This window comes from Sphingomonas crocodyli (genome assembly GCF_004005865.1).
Taxonomy (GTDB): domain Bacteria; phylum Pseudomonadota; class Alphaproteobacteria; order Sphingomonadales; family Sphingomonadaceae; genus Rhizorhabdus; species Rhizorhabdus crocodyli.
In genome coordinates this window covers 977,941-992,567 of sequence record NZ_SACN01000001.1, presented here as the reverse complement: position 1 = coordinate 992,567, position 14,627 = coordinate 977,941, and the positions used below count along the sequence as shown (strand labels likewise).

At 64.8% G+C, this 14,627-nt stretch carries 10 protein-coding genes; 8 read left to right on the top strand and 2 right to left on the bottom strand.

Annotated features, from left to right (window positions below):
• Positions 1-40: 40 nt before the first annotated feature.
• The 7 genes from EOD43_RS04595 (at position 41) to EOD43_RS04565 (ending at position 7,624) form a co-directional block, all read left to right on the top strand.
• Entirely contained in the window at positions 41-2,806 is a 2,766-nt protein-coding gene (locus EOD43_RS04595) for a bifunctional aconitate hydratase 2/2-methylisocitrate dehydratase (protein ID WP_127741506.1), read from the top strand.
• A gap of 232 nt (positions 2,807-3,038) precedes the next feature.
• A complete protein-coding gene (locus tag EOD43_RS04590) occupies positions 3,039-3,470 on the top strand; it encodes a Zn-ribbon domain-containing OB-fold protein (RefSeq protein ID WP_240653079.1) in 432 nt (143 codons plus the stop codon).
• The gene (locus EOD43_RS04585; RefSeq protein ID WP_127741504.1) at positions 3,460-4,659 is read left to right on the top strand and encodes a thiolase family protein; all 1,200 of its coding nucleotides are present in this window, start codon (positions 3,460-3,462) and stop codon (positions 4,657-4,659) included. Before EOD43_RS04590 ends, EOD43_RS04585 begins: the two co-directional genes overlap by 11 nt.
• Before the next feature lie 50 nt (positions 4,660-4,709).
• Positions 4,710-5,087 carry a hypothetical protein gene (locus EOD43_RS04580; protein WP_127741502.1) on the top strand — a complete coding sequence of 126 codons (378 nt, stop codon included), beginning with the start codon at positions 4,710-4,712 and terminating at the stop codon, positions 5,085-5,087.
• 4 nt (positions 5,088-5,091) lie between these two features.
• Complete coding sequence (locus EOD43_RS04575) at positions 5,092-5,874, top strand: helix-turn-helix domain-containing protein (protein WP_127741500.1); 783 nt, start codon at positions 5,092-5,094, stop codon at positions 5,872-5,874.
• Between the two features lie 134 nt (positions 5,875-6,008).
• The gene (locus EOD43_RS04570; protein WP_127741498.1) at positions 6,009-6,854 is read left to right on the top strand and encodes an SDR family NAD(P)-dependent oxidoreductase; all 846 of its coding nucleotides are present in this window, start codon (positions 6,009-6,011) and stop codon (positions 6,852-6,854) included.
• A 5-nt stretch (positions 6,855-6,859) separates the two neighbouring features.
• On the top strand, positions 6,860-7,624 hold the full coding sequence (locus EOD43_RS04565) for an SDR family NAD(P)-dependent oxidoreductase (RefSeq protein WP_127741496.1): 765 nt from the start codon (positions 6,860-6,862) through the stop codon (positions 7,622-7,624).
• 14 nt (positions 7,625-7,638) lie between these two features.
• Here EOD43_RS04565 and EOD43_RS04560 read toward each other — a convergent pair whose 3' ends face one another.
• Positions 7,639-9,048 (bottom strand): M20/M25/M40 family metallo-hydrolase, encoded by a 1,410-nt coding sequence (locus tag EOD43_RS04560; RefSeq protein ID WP_127741494.1) that lies wholly within the window; start codon positions 9,046-9,048, stop codon positions 7,639-7,641.
• 13 nt (positions 9,049-9,061) lie between these two features.
• A complete protein-coding gene (locus tag EOD43_RS04555) occupies positions 9,062-10,930 on the bottom strand; it encodes a gamma-glutamyltransferase family protein (RefSeq protein WP_127741492.1) in 1,869 nt (622 codons plus the stop codon).
• Positions 10,931-11,493: 563 nt separating this feature from the next.
• On the opposite strand from EOD43_RS04555, the gene EOD43_RS04550 reads away from it, so the two are divergent.
• Positions 11,494-14,604 carry a TonB-dependent receptor domain-containing protein gene (locus EOD43_RS04550; RefSeq protein WP_240653078.1) on the top strand — a complete coding sequence of 1,037 codons (3,111 nt, stop codon included), beginning with the start codon at positions 11,494-11,496 and terminating at the stop codon, positions 14,602-14,604.
• The last annotated feature ends 23 nt before the right edge of the window (positions 14,605-14,627 follow it).

Sequence of the window (14,627 nt, the reverse complement as noted above, 5' to 3'; positions counted from 1 at the left end):
GCCCTGACCTTTGCGGGGCACTTTACACGGTGGGACTAGCATGAGCGCATATCTCGATTATCTGGCCGAAATCGAAAGCCGAAAGGCTCAGGGTCTTGCGCCCAAGCCGATCGATGATGGCGGCCTCGTCTATGAAATCATCGCCATCGTGAAGGATGCGGGGAACGAGCATCGCGCCGGCGCGCTCAACTTCCTGATCTACAACACGCTTCCCGGCACCACGAGCGCCGCGGCCGTTAAGGCGGCCTTCCTGAAGCAGGTGATCCTGGGCGAAATCACCGTTCCCGAAATCTCGCCGGCCTTCGCGCTGGAACTGCTGTCGCACATGAAGGGCGGCCCTTCGATCGAAGTGCTGCTCGATATCGCGCTGGGCGATGCGCCCGCACTCGCCGAACAAGCCGGCGAAGTCCTCAAGACCCAGGTCTTCCTCTACGATGCCGACATGCATCGCCTGAGCGAAGCGCATGCGGCGGGCAACGCCGTCGCGACCGGCGTTCTGGAAAGCTATGCGAAGGCCGAGTTCTTCACCAAGCTTCCCGACGTCGAGGATGAGATCAAGGTCGTCACCTTCATCGCCGGCGAAGGCGATATCTCGACCGACCTTCTGTCGCCGGGCAACCAGGCGCATTCGCGTTCGGACCGCGAACTGCACGGCCAGTGCATGATCACGCCCGAAGCGCAGCAGCAGATCGTCGCATTGAAGGCGCAGCACCCCGACAAGCGCGTGATGATGATCGCCGAAAAGGGCACGATGGGCGTTGGTTCGTCGCGCATGTCGGGCGTCAACAACGTCGCGTTGTGGACCGGCAAGCAGCAGAGCCCCTACGTTCCCTTCGTCAATTATGCGCCCGTGGTTGCCGGCACCAACGGCATCTCGCCGATCTTCGGCACCACCGTCGACGTGACCGGCGGCATCGGCATCAACCTGAAGAACTGGGTCAAGCAGACCGGTCCGGACGGCAAGCCGATCATGAACAATGACGGCAATCCGGTGCTCGAGGAGAAATTCTCGGTCGAAACCGGCACCGTCCTGAAGATCGACGTCAAGAACAAGAAGCTGACCGACGAGAATGGCGTCGAGCTGGTCGACGTCGCATCGGCCTTCACGCCGCAGAAGATGGAGTTCATGAAGGCGGGCAGCAGCTACGCCATCGTGTTCGGCAAGAAGCTCCAGACCTTCGCGGCGCGCACCCTCGGCATCGAGCCGACCCCGGTCTATGCGCCAAACAAGGAAATCACCGTCGAGGGCGTCGGCCTGACCGCGGTCGAAAAGATCTTCAACCGCAACGCCGTCGGCGTCACGCCGGGCAAGGTGCTGCACGCGGGTTCGGACGTGCGCGTGAAGGTCAACATCGTCGGGTCGCAGGACACGACCGGCCTGATGACCGCGCAGGAACTGGAAGCGATGGCGGCCACCGTCATCTCGCCGCTGGTCGATGGTGCCTATCAGTCGGGCTGCCACACCGCGTCGGTTTGGGACAAGAAGGCGCAGGCCAACATCCCGAAGCTCATGTCCTTCATGAACAATTTCGGCCTGATCACCGCGCGTGACCCGAAGGGCGTCTATCATTCGATGACGGACGTGATCCACAAGGTGCTGAACGACATCACCGTGGACGACTGGGCGATCATCATCGGCGGCGACAGCCACACCCGCATGTCGAAGGGCGTCGCCTTCGGCGCGGATTCGGGCACCGTCGCGCTGGCGCTCGCCACCGGCGAAGCGACCATGCCGATCCCGCAATCGGTGAAGGTCACCTTCAAGGGCACGATGCAGTCGCACATGGACTTCCGCGACGTGGTTCACGCCACCCAGGCGCAGATGCTCCAGCAGTGCGGCGGCGAAAACGTGTTCCAGGGCCGGATCATCGAAGTCCATATCGGCACGCTGCTGGCCGATCAGGCATTCACCTTCACCGACTGGACGGCGGAGATGAAGGCCAAGGCATCGATCTGCATTTCGGACGACGAGACGCTGATCGGATCGCTGGAAATCGCCAAGGCGCGCATCCAGATCATGATCGACAAGGGCATGGACAATGCGGCCGGCACGCTGAAGGGCCTGATCGCCAAGGCCGATACCCGGATCGCCGAGATCCGCATGGGCGAAAAGTCCGCGCTCGCGCCCGATGCCGACGCGAAATATTTCGCCGAGATCGTCGTCGACCTTGACCAGATCGACGAGCCGATGATCGCCGATCCGGACGTCAACAATGCCGACGTTTCGAAGCGCTATACCCACGACACGATCCGCCCGGTTTCCTACTACGGCGGCACGAAGAAGGTCGATCTGGGCTTCATCGGATCGTGCATGGTGCACAAGGGCGACATGAAGATCCTCGCCCAGATGCTCAAGAATGTCGAAAAGACCGAGGGCAAGGTCGAGTTCAAGGCGCCGCTGGTCGTCGCCCCGCCGACCTACAACATCATCGATGAGCTGAAGGCCGAAGGCGACTGGGACGTCCTGCAGAAATATTCGGGCTTCACCTTTGACGACGAGAACCCGAAGACGGTCACGCGCACCGAATATCAGAACATCCTCTATCTCGAGCGTCCGGGCTGCAACCTGTGCATGGGCAATCAGGAAAAGGCCGCGAAGGGCGATACCGTCCTCGCCACCTCGACCCGCCTGTTCCAGGGCCGCGTCGTGGAGGATACGGCCGAGAAGAAGGGTGAATCGCTGCTCGCCTCGACCCCGGTCGTGGTGCTGTCGACCATCCTTGGCCGCACCCCAAGCGCCGAGGAATATAAGAATGCAGTCGCAGGCATCGACCTGACCAAGTTCGCCCCGCCCAAGGCGGCCTGATCATCCCCCGGCCGTGCGGTTCCGCCGCACGGCCGGTCGGACCCAATCTGATATCCTGAATATCGCCCGCTATGGCCCGCGCGGTCATGGCGCTGGCATCCCACGCCTACACGCGACAAGCGGCGCCCGCTTCTACGGCCCCTGCCCTGCGCCCATATACCCCAAATCCCTGAGACCTGTCCGATCGCGATCGAATAAGGCACAGGTCGACAGAGAGGTGGGGAGAGGACAGATGACCGCCATGCCAGACGCGCCGGCGCGCCAGTTGCCGGCGCTGGAAAAGGACAATGAAGCCTTCTGGACCGGAGGCGCCAACGGCGCGCTGATGATCTGCCGGTGCGCGGCGTGCGATCTCTACATCCATCCCCCGCTTCCCCAATGTCCGCAATGCGCAGGCGCGGTTGCGCCGCAGGCCGTTTCGGGGCGCGCGCGGGTCGCCAGCTATACGATCAACGTGCAGCCGTGGCTGCCGGGCATGAAGGTGCCCTTCCTCTTCGCGGCGGTCGAGCTGGAGGAGCAGAAGGAGCTTTACGTGATGACCAACATCGTCGGTTGCCCGGTCGATCAGGTCACGATCGGCATGCCCGTTTCGGTCGTGTTCGAACAGCATGACGATGTCTGGCTGCCGATGTTCCAGCCGACGGAGGCGCCCCATGCCGGTTGAGACCCACGCCGAAAAGCGCGTCGTCATCTCGGGTGCCGGCCAGTCCGAAGTCGGGCGCCCTTCGACCAAGACGGCGCTGCAGCTGACGATCGACGCCTGTTCGCAGGCGATCCGCGAGGCGGGGCTCAAGCCGTCCGACATTGACGGCCTCACCACCTATCCCGGCCCGATGCCCGAACCGAAGGGCTTCTCCCCCGTCGGCCCCACCGAACTGATGTTCTCGATGGGCCTCAATCCGTCGTGGGTCGCGGCCTCCACCGACGGGCACGCGCATATGGGCGCGATCTTCAGCGCGATTCAGGCGATCACATCGGGCATGTGCAAGCACGTCCTGATCTTCCGCACGGTTTCGCAGGCGACGGTGCAGGTGCAGGCCAAGACATCCGCCGCGCAATCGAACCTGATGGGCCGCGGCAGCACGCGCATATCGGGCGGCATGGCGTGGAACGTCCCGTTCAACGCGGTCTCGGCGACGCCGATGTACGCGCTCTATGCGCAGGCCTATTTCAGTAAATATGGCGCGACCTCCGAACAGCTTGGCGCCATTGCGGTCAACGCGCGCGGCATGGCGGCGCTCAATCCCAATGCGACGCTGCGCAAGCCGCTGACGATCGAGGATTATATGGCATCGCGCTTCATCGCGACGCCGCTGCGGCTGTTCGACTGCGACATCCCCGTCGACGGATCGACCGCGCTGGTGCTGAGCCATGTCGATACGATCGCCGACCTCGCCCAGCCGCCTATCCGGATCGAATCGATCGGCATGTCGATCGGTGGCTTCGGGATCGGCCTGCACCAGGGCGATTTCACCACGATGGCGTCCAACAAGGCGGGCGACATGCTGTGGTCACGCACCGATCTGAAGCCCGCCGACGTCGATGTTGCGCAGATCTATGACGGCTTTTCGATCCTGACCCTGATGTGGATGGAAAGCCTGCGCCTGTGCGGCCGTGGCGAGGCCGCCGCCTTCGTGGAAGGCGGGACGCGGATCGGCCTTGGCGGCGAACTTCCACTCAACACCAGCGGCGGGCAACTCTCGCAGGGTCGCCTGCATGGCTACGGCCATACCTATGAGGCGTGCGTGCAATTGTGGGGCCGCGCGGGCGATCGGCAGGTGAAGGATGCCAGGGTCTGCGCGGTCGCCAATGGCGGCTTCGGCTATGGCGCGCTGCTGCTCCGACGCGATTAAAGCGGGGGAGCCCCCTTGCCTTCCCCGCCGCTGGGAAGGCAGTTAGGGACATGGCTCCCCACATTCGCGCGCTGATCGCCGCATCGGCTTATGCTTTCGTCACTGGCGACAAGGTCGCCGGTATTTACGACCACGCCGCAGGCCGACACCTGCGCATCGCGGCCGAATGCCGGGGATCGAGCCTGCAGGGCTATGACGGCGATCGCGCCGCCCGCTTCGGCGGCACGCTCCCCGAAATCTTCGATACGGCGACCCAGACCTTCGTCTCGATGATGATCGAAGGCGCCAGAGTGCAGGGCTACGACCGCGCCTCCTCCACCTTCTACACCGCCGAAGTGACCGCCTCGCTCGTCCAGCTCTACGATCACGGCACCTCCTTATGGTCCGCTTTCGCCGTCCAGATTGCGGCGGATAGCGCCATCCCGTGAGGCCATGATCAAGCCTTCGAACGAGACGGCGCAGCTGCTCGATCAGTTGAAGCGCGTCTATAAGGCGCGCGGTATCCGCTATGCCGATGTGGCGCGTCAGATCGGCGTGTCGGAAATGACCGTGAAGCGCGCGATGGCCGGGCGGGGTCTGTCGGTCGCGATGCTCGAGAAGATGGCGGCGGTCGCCGAGATCGGCATCTTCGATCTGGCGCAGATGGCGCGCGAACATTCGGAGCCCTTGCCCGCGATGAGCGCCGAACAGGCGCAGCGCCTGACGGCCAAGCCGATCCTGTTCATGACCACGTTCATGCTGGCGCGGCACTGGCCGGTGCGGCGGATCCGCGAGGAGTTCGGGCTGGATGAGGTGGAGATGATCCGCGTGCTCACCGAACTGGACGGGATGGGCGTGATCGCGCTCCACCCGCTCGATCGGGTCAAGCTGTTGCGCGGCCTGCGGGCCGACGATCGCGCCACTTTATCCGCGCAGCGCGTGACGCATTTCTTCGGCCGCGTCGATCTGACCGACGGCCGCAATGCCTGGGCCAGCGGCATCGCCCGGCTGTCGAGGGCATCCTTCGCGAAGATCCAGCAGAAGATCGAGGCGATCGAGCGCGAGATCATGCAACTGACCGAGGATGATCTGCCGCTCGGCACCGGCGATGCCGACTGGTACGCCCTGTTCTGCGCGATCAAGCCGGTCGCGCTGGACGAGATGATGAATGCCGCCGGCGCGCCGGGCGATCACGATGCGGTAGCGACGATATCGGCCGGCAAAAGTATCATCTGACGTACCCTGACCGGTCGACCCGAGTAACTTCCGGAATAACTTCCCTCCATCGGCTTGAGGACGTCCCGCACGCCGTCCATGCCCGTTTCAGAGCCGGGCGCCGACCCGGCGGACAGAGCGGGAAGGTGCCATTGATGGGACAGAATCTGGAACTGGACGGCCGCGTCGCCGTCGTCACGGGCGCGAGCCGGGGGATCGGGCGCGCGATTGCGGAACGGCTGGCCTCGGCCGGCGCCACCGTTGTCCTCGCCGCGCGCAGCCTCTCCACCAGCACCGACGGGCTTGAAGGCACGATCGAGGAGGCGGTCGCGGCGATCACGGCGCGCGGCGGCAAGGCCGTCGCCAAGGCGTGCGACGTCGAGGATGCGGCGAGCCGCGCCGCGCTGATCGCCGACACGGTCGCCGATTTCGGGCGGATCGATATCCTCGTGAACAATGCCGGCCGCGCGATGATGAACCCGGCGTTCGTGCTCAACCTGGCCAACGAGCTGTCGCAGGCGCAGCAATATCTGCTCGGGCCGCTCGATCTGATCATCAATGCGCTGCCGCACATGAAGGCGCAGGGGCAAGGCTGGATCGTCAACCTCGGATCGAGCAGCGCCTATCCGATCGACGGTTACAAGGACGGCGACAAGCTGATGAGCCCCGGCCACGCTTATTACGGCGCGCTCAAGGCGGCGGTGCATCGGCTGACCGCCGGTCTGGCGGGCGAGCTTCAGGAGGCGAACATCGCGGTCAGCGCGGTAGCCCCCGTCGCCGCGATCGCGACCCCCGGCGTCACCGCGCTGGGCATCGTCACGCCGGAGACCGCGCACTGGTTCGAAAAGGTCGAACATATTGCGGAGGCGACGCTGGCGCTCGTCACCCTGCCGGCGAAGGAGCGGACCGGCGTGATCGCCTTCTCCTACCAATATCTCGACACGATCGGCCGGTCGACCATGTCGCTCGACGGCAAGACCGTCATCGAAGCACGGGGGTAAGCGGCATGAACCGTCTTTCAGGCAAGGTCATTGTCGTCGCCGGCGGCGGCGGCATCGGATCGGAACTGGCGCGTCGCTATGCAGCGGAGGGCGCATCGATCGTGCTGGGCGACATCGATGCGGCCGCGGCACAGACCGTCGTCGACGAGATCGTCGCGGCGGGCGGCATCGCGACCGCAACGGAGCTCGACGGCGGGGACGAAGCGTCGATCTACGCGATCGTCGATCTCGCCTGCGCGACCTATGGCGGGCTGGACGGCTTCCACGCCAATTATGCGAGCTTCGCCGACGGGGCGATCGCCGCCAGCGTCCTCGACATGCCGATGGACGTTTATGACGAGGTGATGCGCGTCAACGCGCGCGGCCACCTGCTCTGCACCCGCGCGGCGCTGCCCAAGATGATCGAGCGCGGCGGCGGCGTGATGCTCTATACCAGCTCGGGCTCGGCCTATGTGCCCATGCCGATCCGCCCCGCTTATGCGATGAGCAAGTCCGCGATCCACGCGCTGATGCGCACCGTCGCGATCAAGCATGGCCCCGACGGCATCCGCGCCAACGTGATCGCGCCGGGCATCATCATGCACGAAAAGCTCGAGGCGAATGCCAGCCCCGGCCTCAAGGAATGGGCATTCGGCCGCAACGCGGTGAAGGCCCGCCTCGGCCGCCCCGCCGACATCGCCGCAACGGGCGCGATGCTGATGTCGGACGAGGGGGCCTACATTACGGGCCAGGTGCTCAGCATCGACGGCGGATCGAGCATGCGGCAGTGACGATACCGCGCTGATCAATCCTTCTGATCGGCATAGGCCTTGACCAGCTGGTACAGGAACTTGCGGCCGTTCATCAGCGAACTCACGCGGATGCGTTCGTTCAGGCCGTGGACGCCGTTGCCGTCCGGATCGCGGAACAGGCCGGTGACGCCGTAGGTGGGGATGCCCGCCGGCGTCATCGACACGGCGTCGGTCGCGCCGGTCGCCATGTGGGGGATGACGGGCACGCCCGGCCAGATCGTCGCCGAGATGCGCCGCGCGGGGCCGAGCAGCTTGTCCGTCACCGGCGCGGGGTTCATCGGCCGATATCCGCGGCTGGACGTCACCTTCACCTCGGGATCGTCGATCGCCTTCACCAGCGCCGCCTGCACCTCCTCCAGCGGCACGCCGGGTATCACGCGGCAGTTGATCGTCGCGGTCGCGCGCTGAGGCAAGGCGTTGCCCGCATGGCCACCGTTCATCAGCGTCGCGACGCAGGTGGTGCGCAGCATCGAATGATATTGGGGTGACTTGTTGAGTTGATCGTTCGCCGCCTTATCGGTGGGGTCTGCGACGATCTTCGTCATCGCCGCGCCGTCCGCACCGCCGACAACCTTGGCCATCTGGCTGAAATAGCCCCGATTGGCGTCGATGAACTGGACCGGAAAGTCATAGCGGCTGACCGCATCGAGCGCGCGGGCAAGGCTGTAGATCGCATTGTCCGGCCGCGGCACCGAACTGTGCCCGCCGGGATTGGTCGTCTCCAGCGTGAAGCTCATCACCACCTTTTGCGCCGCCTGGAAGGTCTGGACGACGGGCTTTCCGGCGGCGTCATTTTCGCCATAGCCGCCCTCGTTGAGCGCGATCCCGGCGTCGACCAGCTCGCGCTGATTGTCGACCAGCCATTTGGCGCCGTTGACGAAGCCGCCACCTTCCTCACCGCAGGTCAGCGCCATCTTGATCGTGCGCAGCGGCTTGTAACCCTCGGCATGATAGCGGAGCATATTGTCCGCCCAGATCGCGTCCTGCCCCTTCATGTCCGCCACGCCGCGCGCGTAGAAATAGCCGTCTTCCTCGATCAGCGTGTAGGGATCGCGGGTCCAGTCGGCGCGGCGGGCATTGACCACGTCGGTATGCCCCAGCATCAGCACCGCCTTCAGCTTGGGATCGCGGCCCGGCAGCACGGCGACGAGAATCCCGGCCTTCGGATCCTTGTCGGGCACGAAGCGGTGGAGGTTGCCTTCCGGAAAGCCGGCGGCCTTCATCCGGGTGATCAGTGTGTCGATAACGGCGGTGCAGCTGCCGCCCTCCTGCGCCGAATTGATCTCGACCATTTCCTTGAACATGGCGCGGAACGCCGGTTCCCCTGCGCCGGGCGACGGCGCGGCCTGAACCGGGGCGACGATGATGGAGGCGACCAGCAGGGTCGGCAAAATCTTGTTCATCGAAGAAGCTTCCTTACCAGCCGAAGACGTAGCGTTCGCGGCGAACATCGGCGCCGCCCCGCAGATTGCCGCCGGGCGCAACGCCCGCCGCGACGATACCGGTCGAGACACCGAACGGCCCGAGTACGACCAGCTTGTGCCCCCGCGCGGTGAGATCGGCGCGGACGGCATCGGGCACGCGGCTTTCGATCTCCAGTTCGCCGGGCGCATCCTCCTTTCGGCCGAACGAGCCGTGGAAATGGTTGGAGTTGATGCGCGGCGCCTCGATCGACGCCTGGAGCGGCTGGCCGAAGGCGAGCAGGCGGACGAGCACATTGGCGATCTGCTGATCCTGATTATCGCCGCCCGGCGTGCCGATCGCTAGGAAGGGCTTGCCGTCCTTCAGCACCATCGACGGCGAGAGCGTGGTGCGTGGCCGCTTGTACGGCACCAGTACATTGGGGCTTTCGGGGTCGAGATCGAACACGGTCAGGCGGTTGCTCATCGGCACGCCGGTGTCGCCCGCAATATAGGCGCCGCCCAGCAGCCAGCCTGAACTGGGCGTACAGCTGAACAGATTGCCGTCCTTGTCGACCACCTCGATCGCGGTGGTGTCCGCAGTCGGGCCGACGGGCTTTTCGATCTTGTGCGGGGTGAAAGCGGGTGTGGTGCGCGCGCGGCCTTCATATTTCCACGGATCGCCATAGCGATGCTCGAGCGACGCGCGCGGCCCGATCTGGCGGGCTCGCTCGGCCGCATAGGCTTTGGAGAGCAGCCCCTTGGCGGGGACGGTCGCGAAATCGGGATCGCCGAAAAAGGCGTTCCGATCGTCGAAGGCGAGCTTCATCGCCTCGGTCAGCGTGTGGAGATAATCGGCGCTGCCCGGCTCCATCGTCTGGATGCCCGCCGCCTCGGCGATCTGGAGCGCCATGATCAGCGTCGGCCCCTGGCTCCAGAACCCGCCCTTGCAGATCGTATAGCCGAACACATCCCCGCTCACCGGCGGCTCGATCTTACCCTGATAGCGGGCGAGATCGTCATAGCGCATCAGGCCGCCATCCTGCTCCATCGCCGCACCGATCCGGCGGGCGATATCGCCCTTGTAGAAGGCATCGCGCCCGGCCGTGATCGCCGCCTTGCGGTTCTTCGTCTTCGCGAAGGTCGCCCGGCTGGCATCTGCGATGATGCGCATCGTGCGGGCCAGATTGGGCTGGCGGAATATTTCCCCGGTCACGGGCACTTTGCCGTCGGGATAATAGGTGTCGTAGGCGGTCTTGTACTTCGACGTCGCCTTCTTCTGGCTCGCGAACACCTCGGCCAGGAAATTGTACATCACGAAGCCGTCGGCGAGCTTGATCGCATACTCCATCACCTCGTGCAGCGTCCTGGTGCCGTTGAGCGCCAGCGCGCTCGCCATCGCATCGACCATCGCGGGGATGGTGCCGCCATTGGGGCCGTTGCCGGGGATCACGCCCGCTTTGGCGAAGTAAGCAGGCGTGGCGAGGCCCGGCGCGACGCCCTGCCCGTTGATGACCGACACCTTCTGCGTCTTCGCATCGTAGATGATCGACGGCGCTTCCCCGCCGAAGCCGAAGTGCGAGATTTCGGTGACGGCGGCGGCAAAGACCGCAGCGACGCCCGCGTCGGTCGCGTTGCCGCCCGCCGCCAGCATCTGCGTGCCCGCCGCGACCGCATAATGGCGGCCTGCGGCGACGATGCCGAAGTCGCCCACGATTTCCGGACGCAGGGTCTCGCCTGCGCTCTTGAGCCGGGTCGGCTCGATCGCCGGCTTGTCCTGCGCGGTGGCCGGCGCGCCCGCGGCCGCAGCAACGGCCACCCCGCCCAACAAACCGGCGAGGTCGCGGCGGCTTAATCCGAAATCGGTCGATCGATCCTTGGTCACGTCACCCCCGTCTGATTGGCGCGGGCAGCGTTCGATCCGCCCGCATGTGCGACCCTGACAGGAACGGACGCCCCGGTCTTGTACCGACCATGATCGCGACCTCGCTCAGGAAAGATCAAAAGCCTCTCCCGTGGCGAAACATCCATCTCTCAAGATTCATTTTGGAGAAACATTTTATCTCATCAAGCAATTTCGTGCTTGGCACTGACAAATTTGTCGATAACGTGACGCCCACTCGTAACCGTAGAAACTGCGGCGGATTCGCTTGGGTGCAGGCCTTGCGGGTGCGTCAGCTGAAGCGACGCGAACAGTCGCCCCAGGATCGGATGCCGGAACTCTGGACGGGGGTCCCGCTTGCGTGAGTCCATCACATCATCAATGCCAATGATGATCGCGCGCGCCCCGGACGGCCGGTGCGTCGCATTGCCAAAAGGCAAGCACCCGATCGGCTGACCCCCAAAGCAGAACAGGCCTTTCGTCCGGGGGGACGGAAGCATTGTTGCCAACAGGGAGAAGCGTTGATGACCGCCAAAGTTACGACTGCTGCATTGTTAGGCGTCAGTATGGCCACGCTCGCATCGGGCATGGCCGCCGCACAGACCGCGGCCCCGATCGTTCTCGCACAAGCCGATACGCAGCCGAGCGCCGATGCCTCCGGCACTAACGCGCTCGATGCCAAGGATATCGTCGTCGTCGGTTCGCAGATCAAAGGCGCACGCATCACGGGCGCACTGCCCGTCAACGTCGTGGGCGTCGAACAGATCGAAGGCGTCGCCGCGGTATCGGGCGCCGATCTATTCCGATCGGTTCCGCAACTCGGCGGCGTCACCTTCAACGAACAGGTTCTGGGCGGCGGCAACGCAAACGCCGCGCGCGGCGACGTTTCCACCATCTCGCTGCGCGGCCTGGGCCAAGGCAACACCCTGATCCTGATCAACGGCCGCCGCACCGTGCTGCACCCGACCAGTCAGGCAATCACCGGCGTCGTGGACTCGGGGGTTCCGACCTTCGGCTACAACGCCAATGCCATCCCGGTCGGCGGGATCGAGCGCGTCGAGGTGCTGCGTGACGGCGCCGCCGCGCTCTACGGATCGGACGCGGTCGCCGGCGTCGTGAACAACGTGCTGCAGTCGAACTACAAGGGCTTCAAGATGGATGCCCAATATGGCTTTGCCGAGGGCACGAACGTCAAGGAGCTCAACGTCAACGGGCTGATCGGCACCGACTTCAACGAAAGCCGCGGCAACGTCTCGCTGTTCGTCGGCTATGCGCGCAAGACCAAGCTGCTGGTCAGCGATAATCCGTACACCGCCAATCCCGATCGCCGGCCCTATGTCGCCGGCACGCCCTACGCCAATGTGGCGGCGTTCAACGGCACCAGCACGACGACACCGTGGGGAACGTTCCGCGCGCAGGGATCGGGCATCATCTCCTATATGGGCCGGAATCTCACCAACGCGTCGCGCCAGTTCCATGTCCAGCCGAACGGCAATGCGGGCTGCGTCGCGCCGACCGGTACTCCGGGCGTCTGCTATGACGACGGCGTGGGCACCACCGAAATGACGACGCCTGCGGCCAATCCGCCAGACGTCAACCTGCGCTACAACTCGCCGGGCACCTTCCCCGATCTGACGCAGCAGCCGTCGGTGAGCCGCATCAACGCGTTCAGCTTCCTGAATTACGAGCTGACCGACCATCTCGACTTCTTCGGTGAGGCTGGCTTCTATCGCGGCGAAACGCACGCTGTGGTCGGCGCCTCCGCCAGCCTTGCGAACATCCCGATCACGATGGCGGCCAACGCCTATTGGAACCCGTTCGGCCCGGTCGGATCGCCCAACCGCCTGCCCGGCCTCACCGGCGTTCCGGCGACCGGCCTGCCGATCACGATCAGCACCCTGTCCTATGTCGATCTGGGTTCGCGCCCGGTGGTCGTCACCAACTATCAATATCGCTTCCTGGGCGGGCTGAAGGGCGACATCGGCAACTGGAACTGGGAGACCGCCGGTCTCTACACCTGGGCGACGGCGGCCGACAAACAGGTCAACTTCTCGAACACCCGGCTGCAGGCGGCGATCAACCGCACCACATCCGACGCCTATAATCCGTTCAACGGCGGCTGCGTCGACACGCCGTCGATCGGGGATTGCACGCGCAACAACCAGGCGACGATCGACAGCTTCCGGATCGAGGCGACCCGCCGCACGCGCACCTCGCTGGCGCTGGCGGACTTCAAGGTTTCGACCCCGAACCTGCTGGAGCTGTGGGGCGACAACAAGATCGGCGTCGCCGCCGGCGTCGAGATCCGCCGCGAAACCTATCGCGACGATCGGTCGACCTTCCAGGGCGGTATTGCCGGGGTGGACACCACGTACACCGACTCCGTCACCGGCATCTTCTACGGATCCGATCTGGGCGGCGCGAGCCCCAGCCCCGACGTCCGCGGCAAGCGCACCGTCAAGTCGGCCTATGCCGAACTGGCGATCGGTCTGGTCAATCCCGACGACGGCATCTTCGGCATCCGTGCGCTCGATTTCCAGGTGGCTGGCCGATACGAAGATTATAGCGACGTCGGCGATGTCGCGAAGCCCAAGTTCGCGGGTTCGTGGGAGATCCTGAAGGGGATCAAGGCCCGCGGTTCCTACAGCAAGGGCTTCCGCGCGCCGAACCTGGAGGTGATCAACACCTCAACGCTCGATCGCGTGAACACCGGCGTCGACTATGTCCTGTGCGAAGCCGATCTGCGCGCGCGCCGCATCACCAACTTCTCGCAGTGCAACCGCAGCATCTCGGTGCTGCGTCGGTCGGGCGGCAACCGCAACCTGAAGCCTGAAAGCTCGACCAGCTGGAGCTTCGGCGGCGTGATCGAACCGCCGCTGCCGGAAGGCTGGGGCCACGCCACCTTCACCGTCGATCGGTGGCGGATCAAGCAGACCAATGTGATCGGCCTGCTCGACTATCAGAACGGCCTGAACCTCGATTATCTGCTGCGTGTTCAGGGCAGCACCAATCCGAATGTCGTCCGCATGGCGCCGACGGCGGACGATATCGCGGCGGTCGCCGGCACGGGCCTCGCGCCGGTGGGGCAGCTTCTGTTCGTCACCGCCAATTTCGAAAACCTTCTGCCCGTTACCGTGCAGGGCATCGATTTCCAGTTCGACTATCGGATCCGCAACACGCCACTCGGCAACTTCTCGCTGAACGTGAACGCATCGAAGCTGATCTCCTATTTCGTCGGCGTGCCGGCCGGGGTGCAGCAGGTGATCGATGCCAAGGCGGCCGGCACGATCAACGGCGGCGTGCCGCTGATCGGCGGCGGCGACGTGGTGGGTCGCGATGGCCAGCCCAAATGGCGTATTTCGGCCACGGCCAACTGGTCCTCGGGCCCGGTCGCGATCGGCGCGTTCACGCAATATATCGACGATGTCTATGAAAGCGCGGTGCTCGATTCCACGGCGACGCCTTTCCCGGTGAAGGGACAGACCACGGTCAACCTCTTCGCCCAGTACACGTTCGACGAAGAAAGCAGCCGCTGGCTGAAGGGCACCGCGATCCAGATCGGCGCCCGCAACATCTTCGACAAAAACCCGCCTTTCTCCTCGGCAGGCTATCTGTCGAACCTCTACTCGCCGACCGCGCGCTACTGGTATGCGAGCGTCAGGAAGACCTTCTGGTAAGACCCAACGAAAAGCGGCCCCGG